This is a genomic window from Salipiger aestuarii (genome assembly GCF_003259905.1).
Lineage (GTDB): Bacteria > Pseudomonadota > Alphaproteobacteria > Rhodobacterales > Rhodobacteraceae > Salipiger > Salipiger aestuarii.
This window is the reverse complement of the sequence record NZ_QLMG01000047.1, coordinates 1-25497: the sequence shown is the minus strand read 5'-3', so window position 1 is coordinate 25497 and position 25497 is coordinate 1. Positions and strand designations below refer to the sequence as shown.

Annotated in this window: 19 protein-coding genes; 4 read left to right on the top strand and 15 right to left on the bottom strand. The window is 66.3% G+C overall.

The features are described from left to right. Positions 1-137 precede the first annotated feature (137 nt). The 3 genes from ATI53_RS18580 to ATI53_RS18570 form a co-directional block, all read right to left on the bottom strand. Complete coding sequence (locus tag ATI53_RS18580; RefSeq protein ID WP_111551073.1) at positions 138-1433, bottom strand: TonB-dependent receptor; 1296 nt, start codon at positions 1431-1433, stop codon at positions 138-140. 9 nt (positions 1434-1442) lie between these two features. Then, positions 1443-2051 (bottom strand): polysaccharide biosynthesis/export family protein, encoded by a 609-nt coding sequence (locus tag ATI53_RS18575; RefSeq protein WP_009506824.1) that lies wholly within the window; start codon positions 2049-2051, stop codon positions 1443-1445. A 123-nt stretch (positions 2052-2174) separates the two neighbouring features. Next, positions 2175-4601 carry a tetratricopeptide repeat protein gene (locus ATI53_RS18570; protein WP_170134617.1) on the bottom strand — a complete coding sequence of 809 codons (2427 nt, stop codon included), beginning with the start codon at positions 4599-4601 and terminating at the stop codon, positions 2175-2177. A 420-nt stretch (positions 4602-5021) separates the two neighbouring features. Between ATI53_RS18570 and ATI53_RS18565 the strand changes: the two genes are divergently transcribed. From ATI53_RS18565 to ATI53_RS18555, 3 genes are read left to right on the top strand one after another with little or no spacing between them, the layout of a single operon-like run. Next, positions 5022-5924: an ExeA family protein gene (locus tag ATI53_RS18565; protein WP_111551071.1), complete on the top strand. Its 903-nt coding sequence runs from the start codon at positions 5022-5024 to the stop codon at positions 5922-5924. 5 nt (positions 5925-5929) lie between these two features. Further along, complete coding sequence (locus tag ATI53_RS18560) at positions 5930-7501, top strand: GumC family protein (RefSeq protein ID WP_111551070.1); 1572 nt, start codon at positions 5930-5932, stop codon at positions 7499-7501. A gap of 10 nt (positions 7502-7511) precedes the next feature. After that, positions 7512-8324: a CpsD/CapB family tyrosine-protein kinase gene (locus ATI53_RS18555; RefSeq protein WP_009506828.1), complete on the top strand. Its 813-nt coding sequence runs from the start codon at positions 7512-7514 to the stop codon at positions 8322-8324. A 110-nt stretch (positions 8325-8434) separates the two neighbouring features. On the opposite strand, the gene ATI53_RS18550 is transcribed toward ATI53_RS18555, so the two are convergent. From ATI53_RS18550 to ATI53_RS18500, 11 genes are all read right to left on the bottom strand, one after another. After that, positions 8435-9055, bottom strand: a complete 621-nt coding sequence (locus tag ATI53_RS18550; protein WP_170134616.1) for a VPLPA-CTERM sorting domain-containing protein — start codon at positions 9053-9055, stop codon at positions 8435-8437. Between the two features lie 217 nt (positions 9056-9272). Further along, positions 9273-10163 (bottom strand): glycosyltransferase family 2 protein, encoded by an 891-nt coding sequence (locus ATI53_RS18545; protein WP_009506830.1) that lies wholly within the window; start codon positions 10161-10163, stop codon positions 9273-9275. Next, the gene (locus ATI53_RS18540; RefSeq protein WP_009506831.1) at positions 10160-11338 is read right to left on the bottom strand and encodes a polysaccharide pyruvyl transferase family protein; all 1179 of its coding nucleotides are present in this window, start codon (positions 11336-11338) and stop codon (positions 10160-10162) included. Before ATI53_RS18540 ends, ATI53_RS18545 begins: the two co-directional genes overlap by 4 nt. Before the next feature lie 22 nt (positions 11339-11360). Further along, positions 11361-12629, bottom strand: a complete 1269-nt coding sequence (locus ATI53_RS18535) for a Coenzyme F420 hydrogenase/dehydrogenase, beta subunit C-terminal domain (RefSeq protein ID WP_009506832.1) — start codon at positions 12627-12629, stop codon at positions 11361-11363. A gap of 10 nt (positions 12630-12639) precedes the next feature. Further along, a complete protein-coding gene (locus ATI53_RS18530; protein WP_111551069.1) occupies positions 12640-13626 on the bottom strand; it encodes an O-fucosyltransferase family protein in 987 nt (328 codons plus the stop codon). Positions 13627-13661: 35 nt separating this feature from the next. Next, positions 13662-14738, bottom strand: coding sequence for a glycosyltransferase family 2 protein (locus ATI53_RS18525; RefSeq protein ID WP_009506834.1), 1077 nt, complete (start codon positions 14736-14738; stop codon positions 13662-13664). Positions 14739-14924: 186 nt separating this feature from the next. Continuing rightward, positions 14925-16367: an O-antigen ligase family protein gene (locus ATI53_RS18520; RefSeq protein WP_170134615.1), complete on the bottom strand. Its 1443-nt coding sequence runs from the start codon at positions 16365-16367 to the stop codon at positions 14925-14927. Beyond that, positions 16354-17658 (bottom strand): right-handed parallel beta-helix repeat-containing protein, encoded by a 1305-nt coding sequence (locus ATI53_RS18515; RefSeq protein WP_170134614.1) that lies wholly within the window; start codon positions 17656-17658, stop codon positions 16354-16356. The genes ATI53_RS18520 and ATI53_RS18515 overlap by 14 nt, the downstream gene beginning before the upstream one ends. A gap of 53 nt (positions 17659-17711) precedes the next feature. Further along, the gene (locus ATI53_RS18510) at positions 17712-18680 is read right to left on the bottom strand and encodes an SGNH/GDSL hydrolase family protein (RefSeq protein ID WP_111551067.1); all 969 of its coding nucleotides are present in this window, start codon (positions 18678-18680) and stop codon (positions 17712-17714) included. Then, positions 18677-19276 carry an acyltransferase gene (locus ATI53_RS18505; protein ID WP_009506838.1) on the bottom strand — a complete coding sequence of 200 codons (600 nt, stop codon included), beginning with the start codon at positions 19274-19276 and terminating at the stop codon, positions 18677-18679. Before ATI53_RS18505 ends, ATI53_RS18510 begins: the two co-directional genes overlap by 4 nt. Continuing rightward, a complete protein-coding gene (locus tag ATI53_RS18500; RefSeq protein ID WP_111551066.1) occupies positions 19273-20286 on the bottom strand; it encodes a glycosyltransferase family 2 protein in 1014 nt (337 codons plus the stop codon). Before ATI53_RS18500 ends, ATI53_RS18505 begins: the two co-directional genes overlap by 4 nt. Before the next feature lie 300 nt (positions 20287-20586). Between ATI53_RS18500 and ATI53_RS18495 the strand changes: the two genes are divergently transcribed. After that, positions 20587-21894: a WcaI family glycosyltransferase gene (locus ATI53_RS18495; protein ID WP_111551078.1), complete on the top strand. Its 1308-nt coding sequence runs from the start codon at positions 20587-20589 to the stop codon at positions 21892-21894. A gap of 15 nt (positions 21895-21909) precedes the next feature. On the opposite strand, the gene ATI53_RS18490 is transcribed toward ATI53_RS18495, so the two are convergent. Further along, positions 21910-25227 carry a LamG-like jellyroll fold domain-containing protein gene (locus tag ATI53_RS18490; protein WP_111551065.1) on the bottom strand — a complete coding sequence of 1106 codons (3318 nt, stop codon included), beginning with the start codon at positions 25225-25227 and terminating at the stop codon, positions 21910-21912. Positions 25228-25497 lie beyond the last annotated feature (270 nt).

The following is a 25497-nucleotide window of genomic DNA, read 5'->3' as shown; positions in this document are numbered from 1 at the left end:
GGGATGGCGTCGGAATGGGGTGCCCGGTACAGGCCTCGATCGAACGGCAGTTTAGCGGCTTGCGCCCCGTGGCGCGAGGGGCGAAACGTCCTGTGCGCCGCATCCTGGATCACGGTCTTGCAGGGTGTGCGCCCCTGTCAGTACCGCACCGAAAACGTCCGCCCGAGGCTGAGATAGAGGCTGTCGGATGCCGCCCAGTCCGGGCCGTCTTCGCGGCGCACGGTGTGGCGGTACCCGGCGCCAAGGCCCCAGTCCTGGCCCAGATCGTGGCTGACCCCGGCGTTCAGGGCTCCCTGACGGGTCGTGCTGTCGCTGTCCGAGACCTCGTTGCGCACATAGCTGACGCCAAGGGTCATCGCCGTCAGCGGTGTCAGCTGGTGCGACAGCGAGGCCGAGGCATTGGTGAACCGGGTTTCCTGGTCGTCGCTGTTGGCGCCGAACCCATGGCGCAGCGCGGCCTTGACCCGCCCGTTCGGCAGATCCTGCGACCATGACAGCCCCCCGGTCAGGCCGGCGTCGCCGCTGGCGGCGCGGGTGACGCCAAGATTGACCCCCAGCGCCCCGTCGGGCAGGGCCTGCGACCAGCCCACGTCGATGGTGCTGCGGGTGCCTTCCTCGATCCGGCTCAGCCCCAGCGTGCCGCTCAGCGTGCCGCGCGCCTGTTGCAGGGCCAGCGTGTTCGACAGCGACCAGGTGTCGCGCGTGCTGCTGCCGTCTTCCTTGAACTGGCTGTAGCCCAGCCCCCCCGACAGCATGACGCCGGGGGGCAGCGCCAGCGCCCAGCTGCCGCGCAGGCCGTAGCCGTCGCTGTCGTCATAGCTGGGGCCGGCGTCGGAATAGCGGATGCTACGGGCGTTGAGCGAAAGCCCCAGCTCGACCGGCCCGCCCACGCCAAAGCCGATTTCGGCATTGGCGCCAAGCTCGCGCCTTGTACCGGTGCTGTATTCGTCGTCGATGTCAATGACGGTGTCATCGGGGATGCCGCCGTCCGGGTCGGTGCTGTCGGTGTCGGCAACCGTCACCGAGCGCAGGTACGAGATATCCGACACCGCAAGATTGATCCCCGCGCTCAGCCGGTTGGTCCCGACGATACGGGCATAGCTCAGGCCGGCCGAGGGCGATTGAAACCCGAACGCCACGTCATCGTCGGCGTTCGGGGCATCGACATGGCGCAGGCTGCCGCCCAGCGTCAGGGTCAGCTTGTCGGTGCGGGTCACGCTGGACAGGCTGAATCCGAGGTTGGTGTTGCTGCTGAAGCTGCTTTCGTCTTCCTCGCCCGGCACCAGGTCGGGGTTGGTCAGGGTTTGCAGGCGCTGCGACAGGGTGAACTGCATCAACACGCCGCCCGCTTCCTGCGCGGCCAGCGGCAGGGCGCAGGCCAGCGACAGGGCGGCAAGCGCGGTGGCGGTGCGCCGGGGAAAGGGGCGTTTCATGCCGGTGGCTTATTCGAACAGGCGGCGTTGGGGCACCATGATCACGTCGCCGTCGACCAGGCGCACCAGGCCGTTGGGGCTGCGCCCGGCCTGGATGTCCTTGTAGTTCAGCCTGTAGATGGTTTCGGTCCCGGTGCGGGGATCGGTGCGGCGCAGCTGGATGCGCTTGAGCGCGGCAAAGTTGGTGAATCCGCCGACCTGCGCGAACAGTTGCAGAACGGTTGTCTCGGGCCGGATCTCGACCAGACCGGGGTTTGCCGCCTCACCCAGCACATAGACCATCATCGGCTCGACCACCTGTTCGGGGATCTCGGCCAGCGCGTTGATGCCCACATAGACGGTGGGCGCCAGGGCAAAGCTGTCGGCCAGCGCGGCGGCGATGTTGCGCTGGACCTGGCTGACGGTGCGCCCGGCGGCGGGGATGGACCCGGCCATCGGCACCGACACGCGCCCGTCCGGCAGCACCAACAGGTTGCGGTTCAGGCTTTCGTCTTCAAGCACCTCGAGGCGCAGCGTGTCGCCGGGGCGGATGGCGTAATTGCCCTGCTGTGCCGCAGCGGGGGCGACCGCCAGCGCCGCAAGCAGGCTTGATACGATCAGGGCGCGGACAATCGGCATCTGGGAAACTCTCTTGTTCGGATGGATCGAGCGCGGACCATAAAGCACAAAGAGTGTTCTGCCGATGTGGCCAATACGACAGCTCCCGCCCCGTGGTCGTGCTGCAACAGGGCGGGGCAGGGATTACATCTGCCCCAGCGCCTCGGCGGCGCGGGTCTTCCACGCGGCATCGGTGTCTGGCGCCATGTCCAGCGCGCGCTGCAAGGCATCGCGCGCCTCTTCGTTGCGCCCGGCGGCGGCCAGCGCGACCCCCAGATGGGCGATGACGCTGGTCTCTTCGGGCAGGGCATTGGCAGCGGGTTGCAGCTGTTCCAAGGCACCTTCGGTATCACCGCGCAGAAACAGGATCCAGCCAAGCGTGTCGCGAAACGCCGGCACGTCGGTTCCGGTCAGCCGGCGCGCGATGGCATAGGCGCGGTCCAGATCCTCGGGGGTGTCGCGGTAATTCGACAGCATCGAGGCAAGGTTGTTGGCCACCACCACGTCCGAGCTTTGTTCCTCGTACAGCTCTTCGTACAGGGTGATCGCCTTTTCAAATTCCTCTTTCTTCTCAAAACGGTACGCTTCAAGAAACCGCAGGCGCCGCGAGCGGGGCAGAACCTTGATGCCCGCTTCGACCAGCGTTTCGGCCTCGGCGGTGCGGTCGGTGGCACGCAGCAGTGCCTGCAATTGCAGGATCGCCGGTTCGATGTCGGGCTGGCGCGACAGCAGGTCGCGATAGATGGTCTCGGCCTGGGCCAGATCGCCCTGCAGGGCCAGGATGTTGGCGTTCAGCAGCTGCAGCGGGATGCTGTCGGGGCGCTTGACCAGCTCGGCATCGGCGAAGCTGCGGGCCTCGTCGACGCGCCCGGTCATGATCTGGGTGCGCACCAGCTGGATCACCGCGCCAAGATCGCTGCCGTCGTCGGCAGCGATCTGCGCGCGCAGATAGTCGAGCCCCTCGTCGATGCGGTTCTGCCCCAGCAGGATGCCACTTTGATAGACGCGGGCCAGGTTGGCGGCCTGCGGATCGTCGATGTCGCGCAGCACGTCGATCACGCCCTGCGCCTGCGGCCATTTCTGCTGGCGCAGATAGATCTCGCCCAGCAGGCCGAGGATTTCGATGTTCTGCGGCGCGCGCTGGCGGGCGCTGGTCAGCACGGTTTCCGCCTGTTGCAGCCGGTTGCGCGGGATCAGGAACCGCGCGTAGGTCGCCGATTCCGCCGCGCCGTTTTCCGACACCTGCACCGCCATCGACAGCCGTTCCTGCGCCAGCGCTTCGGACCCGTCGCGCAGGTAGGCATCGGCCATCAGCAGCAGGATCGCACTGTCGCGCGGCGCCTGGTCCAGCGCCGTGCGCAGGTCGATCACCGCGTCGCCGGGGCGATCGACTGCAACCAGCCACGCAGCGCGCATCTTGAGCGCATCGACCTGGCCGGGATCTTCGGCGAGCACCTGTTCGACCTGCTCGCGCGCACCGACGGGGTTGTCGGTGACAGCCAGCATCCGCGCCAGCATAATGCGGATGCGGCGGGTCTGGTCGCTGGCGTCGGCGCTGTCCAGCACCGCGCGGATGTCGGCGATGGCGGTGTCGCGGTCGCCATTGTCGAACGCGACCGAGGCGCGGATGGCGCGATACAGCTCTGCCGGGGCGCTGTCGCCCGCGGCCTCGATCAGCCTGTCCAACTCGGCGCCCGCGGCCTCGGGGTCCTGGGTGCGGCGCAGCAGGTCGACCACGGTCAGGTTGCCGGTGGCGTCCGTATCCGGCGCGCCCGCTTCCGAACGCAGAAAGCTTTCGGCGCCCTTGTAATCCTGCACGCTGAGGTACCAGCGGATCAGGTCGTTGCGGATCGATTCATTTTCGGGGAACAGCCCGTACAGCCTGCGCAACTGATCGCCCAGCTCGTCCGTGCGGTTCAGACGCGCAAGAAGTTGGCCGCGCAACATGTTGAATTCGCCGGAATTCGAAGAATATTCCAGAACCTTGTCAACCTCGGTAAGCGCCGCTTCGGCGTTTTCGGCCACCAGTAGCGAGTCGATCACCACCCGGCGCGCGGCCTGCTGCGAGGGATCTTCGTCCAGAACGGCGCGGGCGTCGGTCACGGCGTCGGCTTGGGCCTTGGTGTCGCGGGCCAGCGCGGCGGTGCGATAGTTCAGAGCGGCGGCGATGGCGCGGGTGCCGATGTGGGTGGGGTCAAGCGCGATGGCGGCCTCGCCGTGGCGCGTGGCTTCGTCCCAGTTGCGCCGTTCCAGTGCCATGGTGGCCAGCGCCTCGCGTGCTTCGGCGATGTCGGGGTATTGTTCGATCAGACGCAGATACTGGCCATAGGCCTCGGTGGTATTGCCCCGGTCCAGTTGCAGCCGGGCATAAAGCGCGCGGGCGTCCTTGTGATAGCCGTCGTGGTTGAAGACGTTGCGCAGTTCGATCAGCGCGCGGTCGACATCCTGCTGTCCAAGATAGGTCAGGGCGGATTGGTAAAACCCTTCGGCCTTTTCCTCTTCGTTCTGGCATCCGGAAAGCAGGAAAATGGACAAGCCAAGGGCTGAGATCAGGCGAAATATTCTGGTCATGTACAATCTTGAAATAAGTGCGCCGCAGGACTGGCCGCGAGCTGATTGGCTGAAAATGGCAGGGCGGTGTCTTCTTCCGTCCACAATGTGCTTTACAGGAGTTGTTGCGGGTGTGTCGACCCAAACCGGGGCGGGGCGCGCGCCGCAGGTCGGCGTCCGCCATTTTCCATGGGGGTCCTGCGGATGATGCCTGCACCACAGGGCATTGTAGCGTGACGATTTCGCGACGAATGGAAAATGCGCAACGAACGGGGGCGTGGGGGCGGCAAGGGGCAAAGATGGCGCTGGCAGGGGGCCAGAGCCGGTGTCTCGTTGCTTCGGTGCGGGCCACCCGCTAAGAAGAACCCCGCGAGGCATCGCGCCCCCCGCAACCCCTCGCGGCCGGGCTGATCATGGTGCCTTCGAACTTCAGGTGACGTGATGAGCGATTTGCAGCATTATCTTCAGCATTTCGGCCTGAAAACCCGGCCTTTCTCGTTGGCGCCTGATCCGGGCTGCATCTACTGGTCCCCGGCGCACACCCGCGCCTGGACGATGCTGGAATACGGGGTGATCACCTGCGCGCCGGTGACGCTGATCACGGGCGACGTGGGCGCGGGCAAGACCACCCTGCTGCGCCATCTGATCGAAACCTCGGGTCCCGAGCTGACCATCGGCCTTGTGACCAATGCCCATGGCAGCCGCGGCGAGCTGCTGCAATGGGTGCTGCAGGCGCTCGGGCTGGCGCTCGGCGCGAGCGAAGGCTACGTCACCCAGTTCGACCGGCTGCAAACCTTTCTGATCGAGGAATACGCCGCCGGGCGCCGGGTGCTGCTGATCTTCGACGAAGCGCAGAACCTTGGCCGCGAGGCGCTCGAAGAGCTGCGGATGCTGACCAACATCAATTCGGGGCCGGACGAGCTGTTGCAGCTGATCCTGGCGGGGCAGCCCGAACTGCGCGACATGGTGCGCCGCCCCGATATGACCCAGTTCGCCCAGAGGGTGGCGGCCGCGGCCCATCTCGGCGCGATGTCCCCTGGCGAGGTGCGGGCCTATATCGGGCACCGGTCGGAAACGGCGGGGGGCGGGGCCATGCTATTCGACGATGCGGCGATCGCGCTGATCGCCGAGGTGTCGCGCGGCGTGCCGCGGCTGGTCAACCAGCTGTCCGAGATGGCGCTGATGTACGCCTTTGCAGCAGACGCGGCCACGGTCGCCCGGGGCAGTGTGCAGGCGATTCTGGACGACGACGCGTTCTTTGGCGGCGACCACCCGCCCGCCCCGCGACTGGCCGACCCCGGCGCCGACGTGATGCGGCTGACCAGTGATAAAAGAGTGGACTGACGCGCATGGACCTGAACTTCTACTGGCGCAGCTTTCTGCGACATCTGCCCTGGCTCATTCTGGTTGTCATCGCGGGGGCCACGGCTGGGCTGTATTTCGCGGTGACGCTGCCGCCGGTTTACGAATCCAGCGCCCGGATGATCGTCGAGGCCGAGCAGATCCCCGACGAGCTGGCGGCCTCGACGGTGCGCACCAACGCGGGCGAACAGATCTCGATCATCGAACAGCGCATCCTGACCCGCGAGGTGCTGCTGGAGCTTGCCAACCGGATGGCCATCTACACCGGCGAGGATGCGCAGATGCCCGCATCCGACAAGGTCGCGGACCTGCGCGACCGGATCGCGATCGGGCTGAGCGGCGGCGGGCGCAATGCCATGCTGGTCAATGTCAGCTTTCGCGATTCCGATGCCCAGCGGGCGGCGCGGGTCACCAACGAGATCGTCACGCTGATCCTTAGCGAAAACGTGCGGATGCGCACCACCGTGTCCGGCCAGACGCTGGAATTCTTTACCCAGGAAGTCGACCGACTGGGGCAGGAAATCTCGCGGCTGTCGGCGCGGATGCTGTCGTTCCAGGAACAGAACCTTGATGCTCTGCCTGACAGTCTGGATTTCCGCCGCACCCAGCAGGCGTCGTTGCAGGAACGGCTGACGCAGCTCAGCCGCGATGAACAAAGCCTCAAGGATCGCCGCGCGCGCCTTGTCGATCTGTTCGAGAACACCGGCAGCGTGCCCGACGCCGACATCGGCAGCGCGGCCACCGCCGAAATGCAGCAGCTCGCGCAGCTGCGGCGGGAATATGCAAATGCGCGGGTGGTCCTGGCCGAGACAAACCCACGGCTGGAACTGATGCAGGCGCGCATCAGGGCGCTGGAACAGACGGTGGCCGAACAGCAGGCGGCGGCCGACCGTCTGGGCGAGAACGCCCCCGCAGGCGCCGCCCCGCCCAGCCCGTTTGAAATTCAGCTTGCGGACATCGAAAGCCAGATCGCCGAGATCAAGCGCCGCCGCGAAGAGCTCGAGATCCGGATGGACGACCTGGCCGACACCATCGGCCGCACGCCTGGAAATTCCGTCACGCTGGACGCGATGCAGCGCGATTATGCCAACCTGCAGGCGCAGTACAATCAGGCGGTGGCGAACCAGGCCCGCGCTGAAACCGGCGACATGATCGAGGCGCTGTCCAAGGGCCAGCGCATCAGCATCGTCGAGCAGGCCATCGCCCCGCGCAACCCGGTCAGCCCGAACCGTCCGGTTCTGGCGGCGGGAGGAGTGGCCGGCGGGCTTGTTCTGGGCATGGCGCTGATCGCCCTGATCGAGCTGTTGAACGGCACCGTGCGCCGCCCGTCCGAGATCACCGCCAAGCTGGGCATCGAGGCGCTGGCCACGGTGCCCTACATCTATACCTACCATCAGCTGCGCAGGCGCCGCCGGGTGCTTGCGGTGTCGGTCACCGTGGCGGTTCTGCTGCTGGGCGGTGGCTTGTGGCTGGTCGACAGCCAGGTCATGCCGCTGGGTCGGGCATTCGAGATGGTCGTCGCCCGTGCCCGCAACGCGCTTGGCGCACTGCAATCCTGAAGGAACCCGCATGGAACGTATCCAGGCCGCGATTGCCAAGGCGCGTGCATCGCGCAACACCTCGGCCTCCGGTGTTTCGCGCCGGCCCGACCCGGTCGATACGCCCTCGTCGTGGGAGGCGCTGCCCCGGCACGCACCGGATCGCGCGCTGATGGGCCGGATGCGGCTTGTCGGCGGGGCGAGCGAAACCAACAAGGATGATTTCGCCGCCTTCGACGTGCTACGCACGCGGGTGCTGAAACTGATGCGGACCAATGGCTGGAAGCGGCTGGGGATCACCTCGCCGACCGCCGGCTGCGGCAAAAGCACCATGGCGCTGAACCTTGGGTTCAGCATGACCCGGCGTGAGGCCGTCTCGGCCATCCTGATCGAAGCGGATCTGCGCCGCCCCAGCCTGGCGACAAAGATCGGGCTGAAGCAGCCGCAGGATGTCAGCAAGGTGCTGCATGGCGACGCGGATCTGGCGGCCAACGCCTGCCTGCTGAATGACCGCTTTGCGATCTCGACCAGCGACGGGCCGCGCCACAATTCGTCGGACCTGCTGCAATCGCCTCGGTGCGGGGCGGCGCTGGACCGGATCGAACAGATCTATGCCCCGACGCTGATGCTGTTCGACACGCCTCCGCTACAGGTCGGAGACGACACCATCGGATTCCTGCAGCATGTTGATTGCGTCATTCTGGTTGCAGCTGCGGAACACACGACCATCAAGGAAATAGATGCGTCCGAACGCGAGATCGCGGCACATGCCAATGTTCTGGGGGTCGTTCTGAACAAGTGCAATTTTCCCGAGGAAAAGCACGGTTATAGCTATTATTCCTGAGGCGCGGCGCTGGCCCCTGCGGGGTGGCGCTCGCCGAATAGCGCGAGGCAAGCAAAAAGGGGCCCTGCGGCCCCTTTTCAGATCTCGTTGCGCGATTTGCGTTGGCCGGCTCAGGCGGCCTTGCGACGACGGCGTAGCGCGGCGATGCCACCAAGCGCCCCAAGCAGCAGCATGCCACCGGCGGGCAGCGGTACAGCTGCAGCTGCCGGAACATAAGCACCTTCGGAGATCTGGAAGGACAGCAGGCCGTCCGCCGGTGTTCCGCCTTCGACGACGCCAACCAGATACTCGACACCGGGATTCAGAACCGCAAAGGCCGTGGTGGTGCTGGTCAGATCGTAGTTGGTGATTGCGCCGGAGGCCCCGTAGTTGGTCACCAGGTTACACCTGCCGCGAATGTCTGCAAGCACGGTGGAGTGGGCGCAAAGAGTGTAATCCTGCGTCAGGTTGGTGGCGCCGCGATACAGCATGAACGCGCTGTATTCGGGCGACGCTGACATGCCGCTGTATTCATCCATGTAAAGATACGATGTGGCGTCCACCTCGAACGTCACATACGCGGATGTCGGCGCCGCGCTCCATGTGAAATCGATGTTGGTTGCGATACCATTCGTGTTGATCGTGGATGTCGACGATGCAGCTGAAACGGCGCTGTTGATGGTGGTGAGAGCCTGAGCGCTACCACCGGAAATCGCCATTGCTGCCGCAATCGCTATAAAACTTGTTTTCATAAGGCTTGACCTTTCAATAAGTCGTCTGGCGTACGCAATCTGCGCCAGCTGTTGGCAGTGCATAGCACGGATTTATCTTTCCCAAGATATCGTTTGTTAACGTCACGTACAGAATTTTCAAATTTCGTCGTTCAATTACCACGTCGCGTTAAGGGTTTTGGCCCGATTTGTGTCAAAACCGTGCGGCTCACCGGGCCTGTGGCGATTCTGCGTCTCTTCAGCGCCGCGTTTCGGAATTCCGGGCGGACCGGCACGCCTGGCCGACCATCCAGGCCCCCCGCGTGATTCGCAATTTGAAAAGGGTCGCGGCAGCGCGGTTTCTTTCGCTTGGCGTGTGCAGCTGCCGCGATCGAACCACCTTGGGTAGATGCGCCAGCGCCGACAGCGGCATCGCCAGCGCGCGCAGCGCCCAAAACATCCGGGCGCGCGGGCCGCGCTCCTGCAGCCCCCACGCCTCGTCGGTCAGCCTGCGCCATTTGCGCGCCAGCGCCGGCCAGTCTGATCGCGACGGATGTGCCACGCGCAGACCGTCGTCATAGACCAGCGGCGTGCCCGCCGCCGTGGCCCTGTGGCACCAGTCCAGATCCTCGGACAGGCCGGGCCTGAACCCGCCCACACGGTCGAACACCGCGCGCGGCGCGACCAGATTTGCCGTCACCGAAAACCCCTTGCGCGCGATGTAGGCGCGGTTGTCGAAGGCAAAGACCGCCTCGAACGCCTCAGCCCCCGAGCGCGGCGGCGGGGTTTCGTCAAAGACCGACACCCGCCCGCCGACCAGCGCGCCGGGATGCGCGCGCGCCGCGCCCAGGGCGCGCTGCAACCAGTCCGGGTCGGGCAGGCAGTCGCAATCCAGAAAGATCAGCAGCGGCGCGCGGGTTTCGGCGACGCCCCGGTTGCGGGCATGGGCCGCCCCCGCGGCGGGTTCGACCACAAGGCGCACGGCGGGAAAGCGCGTAATCAGCGCAGCGGGCAGCGGGGTCGCCGGGGCGTTGTCCACCACCACCGCCTCGATCTCGGGGTCAAGCTGTGGGGCCAGCGCCGCAAGGCAGCGTTCCAATCGCACCGGATCGGCGTGGTGGGGGATGATGATCGCGGCTTGGGGCGTCATCGCGCCGGGATCCGGGCGATCAGCGCGCGCAGCGCCGCCTCGTAAACGTCAAGCCGCGCCAGCCCACGCGGCAGCGCCGTCGCCAGGTCGCGGGCGAGGGTCTTGCGCGTGTCCCAGCCTTGGGTGACGGCGGCAAACACCGCGTCGGCGCTGCTGCCGGTGCAATTCACCGTGTGATCGTACCCCAGCGTGCCGAACAGCCCGGCGAACTTGCGGCTATAGGCCATGGGCACCACCGGCACCCCCGACGAAAAGGCGGCGATGCAGGCGTGCATCCGCGCCCCGGCAAAGAAATCCATCCCCGCGATGTAGCTTTTTGCCTCGGAGGGCGAGGCGAAGGCGGGCGCGAGCACCACATCGGGGAATTCGCGGGCAAGGGCGGCGCTGGCGCGCTGGTCATCCTCGATCTGCATGCGCCCCCCGGCGACGATAACATGGGGCACCAGATGCAGCTCGATGCCCGGCAATTCTTGGGTGAAATGGCGGATCAGGCGGCGGATCAGATCGGGGTAATCGCCCTCGCCCAGCTTGTCGCCCCCGGCATAGCCCCCGGCCATGAGCAACCCCGACACGTTCAACCCGACCCGCAGCTGCGCGCCCTCGGGGCGCGGGGCAGGGGGTGTGTAGGGCAGGCGCAGCGCCACGTCCGAGGCCTCGATGGCCGCGCCGGCAAAGCCCATGTCGCGCAGCGCCTGCGTCGACAGCGCATCGCGCGTCGCCACCACCGCCGAGCGCCGGATCGAGGCCAGCGCCGCGCGCGTCGTCCAGCCGCCGGTGAAGGGCCCGATGGTCTGCGGGGCCAGCACCAGCGGCGTGCCCGCCAGATGGGTCAGCGCTTTGAGCAGAAACATCTTTTTCAACCGTGCGCTGCCGTAGATATCGGCAAAGCTGTCACCGGCACCGATGTCGACCACCATGTCCGACGCCCGCGCCAGCGCAAGATAGCCGCCGGGCCGGGTCATGAAGCGACGGTCGAGATCGACGATGCGGATGTCGTCGCCCGTCACATACGGGGTGCGGGCATCCTTGAAATCGACGATGGTGATCTGGGCCGTGCGCTCGGCTTCGGCGGCGAGGCGGCGCAGGATGTCGACCTCGGCCACGGTCAGGGCCCCGACCCCGAGATTGTCGGAGCGGGTCGAATGCATGATCAGTGTGATGCGCAGAGGGGCCATGGGGGTTCCTTGTCTGTGCCTGTTATCTGGGCGGCTTGGTCGGGCCGCCAGAACGCGCGCGCAGGGCACGGCGCAGCATCCCGAGGAAATTCTTCGCGTTCCGGCGCAGCGGGTTCTGCCGCGCCGCCGCGACAAGGCGCAGCCCCCTGTAGCGGGGGGCCGGGCGACCGGCCAGCATCAGCGCCGCCAGCCGCGCCGCCAGCGCCCGGCGCCGTTCGCGCTGGCCGGGCTGGATCGCGGCCAGTGTTGTCGCATCGAAGGGGGCGACGGCGATGGCCCCGGCAGCGACCGCCTCGTCCAAAAGGCGCTGCCCGGTGTCGCTGCGCACCACGATCAGGCTTTGCCCCGGCGCTTCGGAGAACACCGGATAGCCGCGCGCATCCGCCTCCCACGCGTCGGCGAAGGCGATATCGGCGGCGGTGCCGGTGCCATCGGCGCAGACCTTGCAGCGATGCTGCACATGTTTCGACAGAATGCCGCCCCAACTGTTGTGATAGCTCATGGACCGTTCGCTGCCGTCGTCGAGCTGCGCCGTGGCCTGCCCCGGCCAGCCGTTGCCGCGATAGCGAAAGCTGCGCAGCCGGTCCTCGGGGGCGTCGAGCGCCGACAGCAGCGCCCGCGCGCCATCCTGCGACGGCACCCCGGCGCAAAAGAACGACAGCAGCACCGGGATGGCGGTGCGCAATTCGGGATCGCCCGTCTGCATCGCGCGCAGGGCCGCCACATCGCAAGGCTTGCCCACAAAGGCAAAGCGCCGCCCGCTGGCGCGGTGATCGGCCAGCGCATCGGGCAGCGCGGCCAGCGGCGCGGACGGCGCATAACGCGACCCGGCAGCGGCGCGGATGTCATCGCGGCTGCGCGCCAGCACGGTGTCATTGGCCACCGGCACCGCGTCCGACGCGGCGGTTTCGATCACCGCGTCCACCGCGCCGCTGTCCAGCAGATGCGCCAGCAGCCCCGACAGCGCCCCGCCCGACGCCCCGGCATGGCGCAGCGCGGGATCGGTGGCATGGCCCATCTGCATGTCGATCCACGGCCCCCACAGCGCATCGTCGCGCCGCGTTCCGGCGTCGACGGTCTGGCCAAGGCCGGGGCAGGCGGCGGCGATGGCCGCCTCGGCATCGGCGGGCAGCGGGGCGGTCTGATCGGGGCGCAGGAAGCCGGGCGGGGTCATGCGCATCTTCACCGCCTTTGGGGCCAGCGCCGCGCAGGCGCCGCAGCCAGAACACAGGTTGCCGCGCAGGACCTTGTTCAGCGCAGGGCTGGCAGGAGGGGCCTGTGTCATCGTCATCGCGCGAGCCTCACAGGTAATCCTGCACGGTGCGCTTGATCACGACCTTGGGGTTCAGGCGGTCGATGTCGGTGACCCGCCCCGTCATGGCCCCGTAAAGGATCGCCGTTTCGGCAAAGGTGGAATGGCGCGAGCACACCAGATGGCTGGACCGCGACAGCAGCAGGATGTCGATCAGCGCATTTTCCGCCTCGGTCTGTTTGGTGACGCCGTCGGGGCCGCTGAACATCTCGTGCAGGCGGGCGCCATCGGCGGCCAGATATTTATCGGTGCTGTGCATCCGTCCGCCATAGCGCTGCGCGAACCGGTCCTGAATTTCGGCGCTGTCGGTGGCCAGAAAGATCGCCGCGTCGGGCTGATCCTTGAGCTTGCGGTCAAGCGCGGCCTCGATGCGGTGCACCGGCACCTTGCGGTCGGTGTAGCGCACATGCACCCCAAGGTGCGGCCGGCCCATGGCGGCGATCTCGGTCTCGACCGCAGCGCGAACGCGGGCGTTGGGGGTGAAATAGCGGGCAAGGTAGTCTTCGATGATGGCGCTGCGCGCGCGCCTGGCAAAGCGCGGATCGCGGCGCAGATGCGGGGCAAGCCGGGCGAATTTCGGCAGGTAGCACCAGAACACCGCCAGCGCCTGAGGTGCATCGAGCCGCGACAGGTCGGTACAGAACCGCCGGTAGATCCGGGCGCTGGAATGGGCCGCCGGGTCGTGGCGATGCACCATGCGGGCGGCCGGCACATCTAGGCTGCCTTGCCATGTGGCGGGCGACACTGCGCCCTGCCAGTCGTCGAACGCATCGGGCGCGGCCATGCCCTCGGGGGCGTCGAACAACAGCGGATAGGCGTTTTCGCCTTCGGGGGCATAGCTGCCGTCGCGCCAGTCGATCACCGGGCCACGCCCGGTCAGGTCGGCAAAGATCAGCCCGCAGATCGCCGAAAGCATGCGGTTGCCCAGCCCGCCCTTGGCCTTAATGAGCAAAGTCCTGTCGTGAAGATCGTCCATGCCAGGCCGGGTGCCCCCTGTGTTGCCGCGCCGGATCAGTCGATGCCGATCTCGTGCTTGATGTCCAGATAGAGGCGCGCAAGGTCGGCGCGCGGCGCGGCGAAAAGCCGGTCGATCGACGGCCAGGCGGCTTTCATGCCGCGCAGATCCTCGGCGGCGCCGCGGTCGCCGCGCAGCGCCCGCAGTCGCGCGGCCAGCATCCGCAGCCGGGCATAGCTGCGGGTCTTGCGCAGGGCCTCGCGGCGCTGCGCCGCCGTCAGGCCGCGATCGGTGCTGTGCTTGGCCATCAGATAGGCAAGGTTCGCCAGCCCCATCGCCCCCAGCCCGTAGCGGTCGGCCCGCCCCGACGGGAACCGGTGGTGATAGACCTGCCCGCGCCGGGTGCCCAGCACGCAGCCAAATTCGCTCACCGCCCACGAGGCATCGGTATCCTCGAACAGGGAATAGCCGCCGAACACTGGTTCGAACCCGGTGGCGCGCAATGCTTCGGTGCGGAAGGTCATGCGAAAGCCGGTCATCCATTCGACCGGCTTGGCCTCGAGTTCGTCCAGCCACGACAGATCGGGGGCGCGATCCACCAGAATGCGCCCGATGACGAAGCGCGGGTTGATGTCGGGCAGAAGCCGGCCCAGCCGGGTGCGCCAGCCAACGGTGCGCGCCTCGCGGGTATGGCTTTGCGACATGCCGTAGGCGGCGCCGTCCAGCGCGCCCTCGGGCGGGGTCAGCGACACCGCCGGGTTGACCGCGGCGACCTGACGGGAGGTGTCGCGTTCGTAGATGTCCATGATCGCGGCGCTGGTGCCGGGGAAGAACAGCGTGTCGTCGTCGGGAAAGAACACCACGTCGGCGCTCACATGACTCAGCCCGCGGTTGCGCTGACGGGCGGTGCCGCGTTTGGTATGCTCGACGATGACCTCGATGCCCTGCCCGGCGGTGGTGTCCGCGACCACCTGCGCCACCGGGGCGTGATCGTCCGAGCTGTCGATGATAATCAGCTTTTCAGGCCGCCGCGACTGGCCCAGCAGCAGCGGGATGGTCAGCGCCAGCGCCTCGGGGCGGTTGCGGGTGGCGATCACCACGTCGAAGCTCAGGGCTTGGGCCTGATGGGGCATGCGAGCGTCCTTGGGGAAATGCGGTCAGGTCAAAAGGCGGATAAATCAAAGTGTGCCGCACGGCTTTGGAGGCACTTGGGTTTCCCGATACCGTGCGCCCTGTGCCGATCAGGCATGTCTGTCTGTGTGTTAATCGGCCCGGCGCAGCGGCTCAACCGGAAAACCGCCCCGGGCGGGGCGGGGGGGTCAGGCGGGCGGTCTCCGGCGCGGCGCTGCCTGATCGTGGGCGAACCGCGTGTAGCGGGGCGGTGCGCGCCCGGAGGTGTCGCCCTGCGCCAAACCAGAGGGCGCGCCCTGATCTGGGCCGTCATCGGACTGCGGCGCCTGTACCTCGGCCCGGACCATCCACACCCCCGCCCCGAACATGAAGAAGACGAAGGAAAAGATGTTGCCCCAGATATGCACGGTCGCAAGGGTAAAGCTCAGACAGACAAATGTCAGCACCCAGGCCAGCCGCACCTGCGCCAGTCGCGGATCGGCGCGGAAATCGCGAAATATAATCCGCAGCAACGGCACAAAGACCCCAAGTGCCAGACACAGGAACGCCGGGATGCCGTAGCGCACGGCGATCACCAGCCAGAAATTGTCCATGCTGCCCGAGATCATGTAGACCGGGCGCTTCCAGTCGTTGAACCCCAGCCCCAACAGCGGGTTTTCCCAGACGTTGACCATGCCCCATTCAAAGATGATGGCGCGCCAATAGGCGGTATGCGCCGACATCGTGGCATAGCTCAGGAACACCCGCAGGGGCGAGCGGTTCGACAACAGGTCGACCATCACATAGGCCAGCGCCATCATCGCCAGCAGCAGCCACCATTTCCAGCTGAGTTGCCGAAAAATCCACGCCCAGGACACCAGACCAATCAGCAGAACCATCGCCAGCAACGCGCCGCTGGACAGGGCCAGACAGCCGGTCATGATCATCAGCCCCGCCACAAGATAGCGCAGCGGCGGGGCCATCTGGCCCTTCATCGCGACAAACACCATCGACACGGCGACCGAACAGAACAGGCCGAAATGGATCGGATGGGCAAACACCGTCTGCACCCGATCCAGTCCCAGCCGCCCGCCGCCGACGTTTTGTGTCTCGGACCCCATGCCGGGCAGCTTTGACAGCATCTCGCCCAGCAACAGCCGCCCGGTGGCGGCCTCAATCAGCGCGATGGGCATCAGCAGGCACACGATCAGCGCCAGCCAGCGGCACAGTTGCAGGAACTGGCCGGTGCTGCGCACATAGGCGCGCCCGCACAGGTAGCCCCCCAGGAATTCGATCCCGGTCGAGCCGGTGTTCTCGATCGCCATGTCCGGGTTGTTGCGCATCAGCGACAGCAGCGTCCACAGGATGAAGACCGGGAACAGCACGTCGGGCAGCACCAGCTTGCCGAAATGGCCCAGGTACAGCCGTACCAGCAGCGGCACGACGATCACGATCAGCAGCAGCCGCAGGTTGCTCATGCCCAGCGGCCCCAGCTTGAAGAACACCGGCAGCATGATGCACAGCAGATAGGCCACAGCGACGCGGCTCAGGCGGTCGCCTCGGGCGGCGGTGTTGCTGCTTTTGGCGGGTGCGGCGGAGCGCATCGCGTTGGTGTTCAGGTCCGCCACGGCCATGAGGTTATTCCGCAACATCCAGCCATCCGGCGCCCAGCCCGGCCCCGGCCAGCGGGCCGTCCTGCCGATACCGGAACGCGGCCAGATCCTGCGGATCGCCTTTACGGGCATTCACGAACAGCTTGTCGTAATAGGTCGACAGGGCCATGCGGCGGTCCTGGATCGGTACGTTGTCGGCGATCTCCCATCCGGCGGCGGGCTCTGGCACCACATAGGCAAGGTTGCGCAGGATCCTGACCTGCTCCGAGCTTTCCTTGACGGTGATCCGCGGGGTGTACAGATCGGGGTTGTCCGCCGCCCCGTCCGAGCGCGCATTGTGGATCAGCGTGTTGTTGCGGATCGTCAGGCCCAGCGTCTCGCCCACGGTGATGCCGTGCAGATGGGCGTTGATGATGACGTTCTGCTCGATCAGCAGATCGCGGTAGAACATCTCGCGCCCAGCCGCGCCGGTGTCCACCTCTTCGTTGCGCATGAAGATCGACTGCGTCAGCGGCCCCAGCCCGGAATTGAGCAGGTTGCCCCGGATCGCCACCCGCCGGGTCGGGGCGGTGGTGCGGCGGGTCCAGAACTGGATCATGTCCGGGTGGCCCTTGTCCTTGGGCGAGCGGCGGAAATCATGGATGTGGTTGTTTTCCAGGCGCATGTCGGACACGCGGGCAAAGTTCATCCCGTCGATCCGCATGGAATGCAGCTCGTTGCCGGTGATGGTCAGGTCATGGCAATCCTCGACCACCATGCCGCGGCCAAAGCCGCGCAGTTCGCTGTCGCGCAGGGTGATGCCGCGCGCGCTTGTCAGGCTCAGCCCCAGCGCCCAGCCATAACCGTGATACACCGGGTCTGCCTGATCGGACCGCATGTCGTCGCCATCGAACAGGCAGCCGGTCAGGGTCACGTGTTCGCAGGCGCGCACCGTAAAGGGGCGAAAATTCATGTTGTGCGCGGGATCGAAGCGATAATCGAACACCAGCCCGTCCAGAACCACGTGGGCGCAATCGTCCATCAGCATATAGCCCAGCCGGGCCGGGTCCGCCGGATCGGCGGAAATCAGCGTGATGGGCCGGTCGGCGGTGCCCTTGGCGCCGCGCGGCTTGAACGCGGTGTAAAACCCGGGCGCAAGGCGCAGCGTGGTGCCGGGCGCGGCGGTCTGGGCGGCCTCCAGCAGGCTATCGCGGTCGGCCACGTCGATCACCGGTCCGGAGGGCGCGGCGCACAGGGGGGCCGCGCACAGCGCCGCAAACGCGCCCAGCACGGTGCGGCGACCGGGATGCCAGCCGCCATGGCGGGGGCCGGACAGGGGAAATCTGGACATGGTGGAACAGTCCTCGGTCTGGTCGCGGGCCGGGCCGACGACGGGGGCAGCGGTCATTCTAGGGGATTTCGCCCTGCCTCGCCAGAGCGCGCCGCCGCGCCCAGCAGATCCATGATCTGCGGCGTGATCCGCGCGACCACCGCATCGCGCCCGAGACTGTTGAAATGGCAGGTGTCCCAGCGGTAATCGTTGCCGAAGCTGTCGGTGTTCAGCCCGGCAATGACCCGCGGGGTGGCGTCGGCCACGGCGCGTTGCACGGCGCGCATCGCCTCGACCCCGTCGGCACGGCGCGGACCAATACATTTGGATGCCTGGAACAGGTACAGCCGCGCATCGGGCGTGGCCGCCAGAAGCTGCGCGATCAGCGCGTCGAACTGCGCCCGCATGGCGGCGCGGCCCCTGGCAGTGTCGGGCATCACGTTGGCGTCGCTTTCGCCCTGGTGCCACAGGATCAGCTCGGGCGCGTAGCCCTGCGCCCGCGCCGCCGCGATGCGCCCGAGCAGCGCATCGAGATACCCCGAGCGCAGGTCCAGCCAATCGCCCACCTGCGAGCCGCCGACCGCGCCGTTGATGAACAGCACCGGCTGGCCAAGCCCCTTTGACAGGGCCGCGCCAAGCGGGGGCCACAGGCTGCCGCCGGACCCTTGCGCGCCGGGCATCGGATCGGTCCCGCGCCAGCAGACGCCATTGAACCACGCATAGACATCGGCATCCGGGGGCAGGGTGGCGGCCTTGGTATTGGTGTTGGCCGCGTTCGATTGCCCGCCGGTCACCAGCACGCGGGTGGCGGCCGGGTCGGGGCAGGCCACCGGGCTGCGCGGGTCGGTCGATCCGGGGCCGGGCAGGCGCATCCAGTGTTTTTCAAGCCCGAGGGCAAGGCGGGTGTTGCGGCGCAGGTCGAGATAGGCGCCATGGGTCCAGTCGTTCAGCGTGCCAAAGGCAATGCCCGCCAGCGCCGCAAGGATCGCCAGGCCGATCGCCAGGCCGATCGCCAGGGGCCACGAGGGGCGGTTCAGTTTCATCGCGGACCGCCCCCGGTGCCCTCGATCTGCCGCTGCGAAACCACCCGCGCCGGGCTGCCCACCGCGATGGCCATGGCGGGGATGTGCCCGCGCACCACCGAATGCGCGCCGATGATCGCGCCGTCCCCGATACGCGCGCCGGGCAACACCGTGACGCGGGTGCCCAGCCAGACATCATTGCCGATCACCACATCGGCCTCGTCGCTGGCCTGATCGGTGACGGGCGCGCCATCGTTGTAGCGATAGCCCGACGCGGTGATCATCACCTCGGGGCCCAGCAGCACATCGTCGCCAAGAGTGACCCGCCCGGTGCCCGGCCCGGCCCAGATCACGCAGCGAAAGCCGACGCGCACCCGCGCGCCGATGCGGATGCGCTCGGGATAGGAAAACGCCGCCGTCGGGCTGATCGAGGGGTTTTCGCCCAGCCGGATCTGCCGCAGCGGCGCAACGTGGGTGTAATTGTAGAAATTCACCATCTTGATCAGATGCGCCCAGGCGCGCGGATCAAGGCTGGCCTTGAGCAGCCGCCACAGCCGCTGGGGGCGGTTCAGGCGCAGCTTGTGGGCGGGGGCGTCGGCGGGATGCGCGTCGGTCATTGCGTGTACCCGCCCAGCCAGTCGCGGCGCGTGGCCCAGACGCTGCGCCATTTCTCGGCCGCAGCCCCGCCGCGCAGCCCCGATGCGGCCCGCCGCAGCGCCGCCCAAAGCCACATCATCGCCAACCCGAACGGCCGCTGCCAGCGCGGCCAGTGATCGCGGATCAGCGTCGCGCGCGCCTTGGCCACCATGCGCAGCTTGTCGGCCCGCTTGCCCGAGGCCGCGCCCACCAGATGCATGATCTGCGCATCCGGTGTGATCGCGGGGCGATACCCCAGCGCCCGGGCACGCAGGCACAGGTCCGCCTCTTCGCCATACATGAAATATTTCAGATCGAAGCCGCCCAGCTTGTCCCACAAGGCCCTGGGGATCATCAGGAAACAGCCGACCACGATGTCGACCTCGCGCACGCTGTCGCGCGCCCACGATCCCATGCCCTCGGGGTTGAACGCCGCGCTGCCCCGAAACATCGCCGTCAGCCCTGTGGCCATGCAGAACGCTGACCAGGGCGTGATGCGCATCCAGCAGGACGCGATGTTCAGGCTGCCATCGGGAAACACCGTGCGCCCGCCGGTGATGCCCGCCTGCGGGTGTTCGCGGGAAAACGCCAGCAGAGCGTCGATGGCGCCGTCATGGACTTCGGTGTCGGGGTTCAAGAGCAGCAACCAGTCGGTGCGCGCCGCCGACGCCACCACGTTGTTGGCGCGGGCAAACCCCAGGTTGTCGGGGCTGGCGATCAGTTCGACCTGCGGAAATGCCTCCGCCACCGCCTCTGCCGAACCATCGGACGAGGCGTTGTCGAACACCACCACATGGGCGCGCGCCGCATGGGTTGCGGCCAACAGGGTCCGCAGGCAGGTCAGGGTCAGCTCGCGGGTGTTGTAGCTGACCACGATGACCGTCAGCTCGGCCGGCGCGCCGGGCTGGCCGGTCAGCGCCGGCGGAGGGGCCTCCTTGTCCTGGTCAGGTGTGATCGGAGGGGGGGGGCTGTTCCGGAATGCCGATGTCATGGCAGATGTTCTACTCGCCGAACCAGGGACGTCGCGTGGACCCTGCGTCAGGGTGGACGGGCCTGTCCACCCCCAAATCCCCCCGCGCCTTGCTGCTTTGCCTTCATTCTCGGCAAGAATCCCCTGTGTGCCCAAGGCCACGCCGGGGCAAACGCAATTCTGCCGGGTTCTCGGGTTTTCCGGTGGCAATTTTTCTAGATATGGGCGAACGCTGGGGGAAAGCCTGCGGCAGGCGGGCGGCCAGATTTCGGTGGTATGGGTTGGTTCCTGCAATGTATCGAGCAAGCGGAGAACACAAGCATGACGAACCCCGGGAACGATTGCGCGAACGGCAAGGCGCAGCGGGTGTTGATCGTCTCGCTCAACTATGCGCCGGAAATGATTGCCATCGGGGTCTATTCCTCGGGCATGGCCGAATACATGTCGCGCAACGGGGTCGAAACCCATGTCATCGCGGCGCGGCCCTATTATCCGGCCTGGCGCACCTATGAGGGCTGGCGTCGCCCCTGGTGGGCCCTGCGCCGCGGCCCCGAAGGCACGCGCGTGGTGCATTGCCCGATCTACGTGCCGCGCGCCCCGACGGGGGGGCGCCGTATCCTCCACCACCTCAGCTTTGCGCTTAGCGCCTTTCCGGTGCTGCTGTGGAAGGCGCTGATACAGCGGCCTGACCTTATCCTGCTGGTGGCGCCGTCGCTGATCTCGGCGCCCGGCGTGCTGGCGGCGGCGCGGCTCAGCGGGGCCGCGACCTGGCTGCATGTGCAGGATTTCGAGGTCGAGGCCGCCTTTGCCACCGGCCTGCTGGATCAGAAAAGCCTTGTCGGGCGCCTGGCCGAGCGGTTCGAACACGCGGTCCTGGGCAGTTTCGACCGGGTCAGTTCGATCTCGGGGCCGATGCTGTCGCGCCTGCGCCGCAAGGATGTCGCGGAATGGCGGATCACCGAATTCCGAAACTGGGCCGACATCTCGAAGGTGAAACCGATCACCGGGGTCTCGCCGCTCAAGGCCGAGCTGGGCATCGACACGCCGCATGTGGCGTTGTATTCGGGCAACCTGGCCAACAAACAGGGGCTGGAGATCCTGCCCGACATGGCCCGGCGCCTGCGCCACCGCACCGACCTGACCATCGCCGTGTGCGGCGACGGGCCGATGCGCGGGATCCTGAAACAGCAGGCGCAGGACCTGCCGATGATGCGGTTCTTTCCGTTGCAACCCGTCGACCGGCTGAGCGACCTTCTGGGCATGGCCGACCTGCATCTGCTGCCGCAAATCGCCGGGGCGGCGGATCTGGTGCTGCCGTCAAAGCTAACCAACATGCTGGCCTCGGGCCGCCCGGTGCTGGCCACTGCCGATCCCGACACCGCTCTTGGCCAAGAGGTGACAGGCTGCGGCCGGCTGGTGCCGCCGGGCGATGCCGCCGCCCTCGCGCGCGAGGTCGAGGCGCTGCTGGACGATGCCCCGGAACGCACCCGGCTGGGCGCCGCGGCGGGGGCGCGCGCGGTCGAACGCTGGGACATGCGGTCGATCCTGGCGCGCTTTCGCGAACAGATCCACGCGGTGATCCGCGATCCGCGCCCGGCCGAAGGCCAGCGCGACCTGAGCCGCTTCTGATCGAACCGCGCCCGGTCAACCGATCGTCAGCCAGTCCGCCGCATCGTTCATCGAGAAATGGGTCAGGTCGGCGTCAAGCGCGCCGTTCCCGCCCGACCCGATCGACAGGCCCCAGTATTGCTGCTCTGCCGTCGGCCCGGTGGCCGAGGCCTCGTCGACGATCACGCCGTCCACCATCATCGCCAGCCGCCCGCCCGCCGCGTCATACCCAAGCCGGACCTCGTGGAAGGCACCATCGGCCAGCACGGCGGAATCGCTGTGCAGCGAAACCGTGCTGCCCCCCGTCTGCATCGAAAAGTGAAAATCGTTGTCGTGGATGCTGAGCGCCATCGCGCCGTAGATCGCGAAGACTGATTCCGTCCCCACGTTGTCGCCGTCACGCATGTTGACCACGAATTCGAACGTGTCGCGGGCGTGCAGTTCCTGAACGTAGCGCGACACGCTGACCGTCGTGCGGCCATCGAATTCGGCCCAGGTATCGGTCTGCCCATCGGTCGGGCCGTCGGTTGCTTCGCTGGCATAGGTCACGGCGCCGCGGGTGACCTCGGGCATGGCGGCGGTGGCCACCTCGTTGGCCACCGTCCCGTCGAAATCGAGAAAGATCAGCGTGTCGGCGTCATAGTCGATCGGGGTCGGCTCTGCGAGGATCGGCCGGTCGGCGATGTCAAGCGAGGTGATCGCCATGTCCGGCTCGGCCCCCGCCCAGGGGTGGCCGATGGCCAGCCCCCAGTATTGCACCGCCGGGGTCAGCCCGGTCTGATCGGCCTGGGCAAGCACCTCGCCATCCACCGCGATCTGCATCAGGCCGGCGTCGGCGTCATAGCCGATGCTGATGTCATGCGCGTTGCCGTCCGCCAGCGGCGTTCCCGGCGTTCTGACGATCTGGGTACCGTCATCCGTGGTCAGGCTGAAGGCCAGCCGCCCGTCCGACCGGATCGACAGCGACAGCGTCTTGTGCAGATACAGGATCGTGCCTTCGCTGGCGGTGTCGAAATGCTGCGCCGACACGGTGATGTCGAACGACCCCGCGTCGTACAGAAACCCGGTGCTGCGGTTCAATTCGACGTGGCTGCCCGCCACCATCACGCCGGCCTCGCCGGTGGGCGAGGTCATGATATCCTCGGCGGATATGGTCAGGCCCGCAATCTCGGGCGTCGAGAAATCGGTCGCGAACAGCGTCTGCACGATAACGGCCGGCTCGGGGGCCAGCGCCGCGCTGAGGCGGGCATCGGCGGCCTCGGCGATCGCCAGCGCGCTCGACGCTTCGGACTTGATCGAGATGTTCGACAGCAGGCCGTCGACGCTTTGCTTCCAGGGGTTGCCAAAGGTCAGCCCCCAGTATTTCGAATTCTGGGTCGACCCGTGTGCGTCGGTCTCGGCCACGATCGCGCCATCGGCGTAGATGCGCAGATGCGCCCCGTCATAGACGAAATTCAGGTGCACCGGATCGCTGCCAAGCAGGCCGCCTGCGGAATGGGCGGTGAACCAGGTGTCGCCGTTGGTGAATCCGAACGCGATCGACCCATCGGTCCCCACGGTGGCCTGCAAGGATTCATAGATCATCAGCAGGGTGCCCGACGAGCCTTCGTCGATGTCCAGGGTCATCGAGAAATCGAACGAGCTGAGGTTGAAGATGTCGGCCACCGAGCGGTCGATCTCGAGCTGCGGACCCTCGCCGATGCGCAGGCTCTCGCCGTCAAGCGCCACGGTGTCGAGGTTCTTGAGAGTGATGTGATCGGGGGCGACATTGGTCAGCGCGCCGTCCACCATCCGCAGATCGAGCACCAGGGATTCCTCGACGTCGATGCTGCGGGTGATGATGTCGCTGGTGCCGTCGGGCCGGGTGACGGTCAGGGTATAGCCATGCTGCCCGGCGGTCCCGAAATCCACCTGGATCTGCGCCCCGCTGAAGCTGCGCCCGTCATCCAGCGTCCACAGGACGTCGGTGTCCGCGTCGATCAGCCCGTCCGGCCCCCGCGACAAGCCCGCATCCAGCGTATAGACCGACCGGTCCGACGCGCTGACAGACACGCGCGCCACCGCCATCAGCGAGTCCGGGGTTTCGTCGTACCACAACAGGCTTGATCCGTAGACGCCGTTCAGATCGCTGTCGGGCAGCAGGGTGATGTCGCGCAGATCGCCGCTCTCGCCGACCGTAAGGTTGGTGTACTGGTTCATCTGGTGCAGCGGATCGGCGGCGGACCCGTTGGTCAGCGTCATGTTGTCGCCGTCATCGCGGATCCGCAGGCCGACATTTTTCTCGACAAGGTATCCGGCCCCCTCGACATCGATCCAGCCGGGGCTTTTCAGGGTTGAACGGGTCGCATCCGCATTCAGGTAATAGGCGTCCTTGCGGTAGATAAGCGTGTTGTTCGTCACCGCCATGTTCAGCGTATCTGACACGGAAATGCCATGATATGCGCTTCCCCAGATCACGTTATTGTCGACCGTGATGTTTTCGAAAAGAAGCCCGTTTTCTTCGTAATCCTCGTTGTGGCCGAATATGACCTGATATGCCGGTCCCGAAGAATTATCGAAGAAATTTGACTGGATGGTTATATCTTTGTTATTCAACCAGATATTCTTGCCCCATATCTGAACGAAATCAGAATGGTTATAGGCGTGAGTCGATCCCAGGAAATCATGGAACCAGTTGTCGGCGATCAGCGCGTCCTGCACCCCGCCCAGGCGTGTCCCGTCGCCCTGCAGGGAATGCAGCTCGTTGTTGGTGTAGGTCAGGCCGACGACTTCGCGGAAGGTGGCGCCGTGAAAGAGATGGTGCATCTCGTTCCCGACGAAATTGAAGTTCTCGACCTGGCGGATGTCGGCGCCGGATGCGCCGATCGTGGCGCCGCCGGCGGCTTCGGACACGCCGCCGGACCCTTCGGCGATAGACGCGATTTCGCTTTGGTAAATTCCCGAATTGGTTGTGTTCTGGATCGTTATAAGCGTGCCGCTATCCTCTTCGATCCTGACATCCGACAGGTGGAAATTCTCGTGGTTTCGCATGTAAACCGACCTCAGGACAGCCGGTTCTTCGGGGGTCAGTGAGGTGATCATGACAGGCGCGTCGACCTGTTCGTTACCAACGTCGTAATGGCTCAGCACATAGGGGCCGCCTGCGGTGTCCAGCTTGATGACACCACCCGCCCCGGCGGCCAGTTCGGTATAGGCCGCCTCGAACTCCGCCTGCGACGTGATGATGCGCACATCGTTTTCAAAGCGGACATCGGCAATGGATTGCGTGGACAGGTTTACGAAATCCGACAGATAAACGTCTTGATCTCTGTTCGCTTCCGTAGAAGCGTCTCCCGCTCCGGCTGAGTAGGCCATCCAAATATCCCGTTGCTGACTTTGTGAAAGACTGATCCGGTTGTATTCCACGCGAATATTAACCGCGCCTACAAGCGAGAGATATTGATATTTCCCTTTTTAACTCTATAAAATTTATATGTTCCACACGGTTGAGAATTAATATATAGGTCATCATTTCGGATTTTTTGGGACGGAATGTTGGCTTGTTTCGGGCGCGATTTCGGCTGGCCAGCCCCAGGTGTTTAGTCCCAGCGTGTGATGGTCTACTTATCTGTGACCATGGGAAGG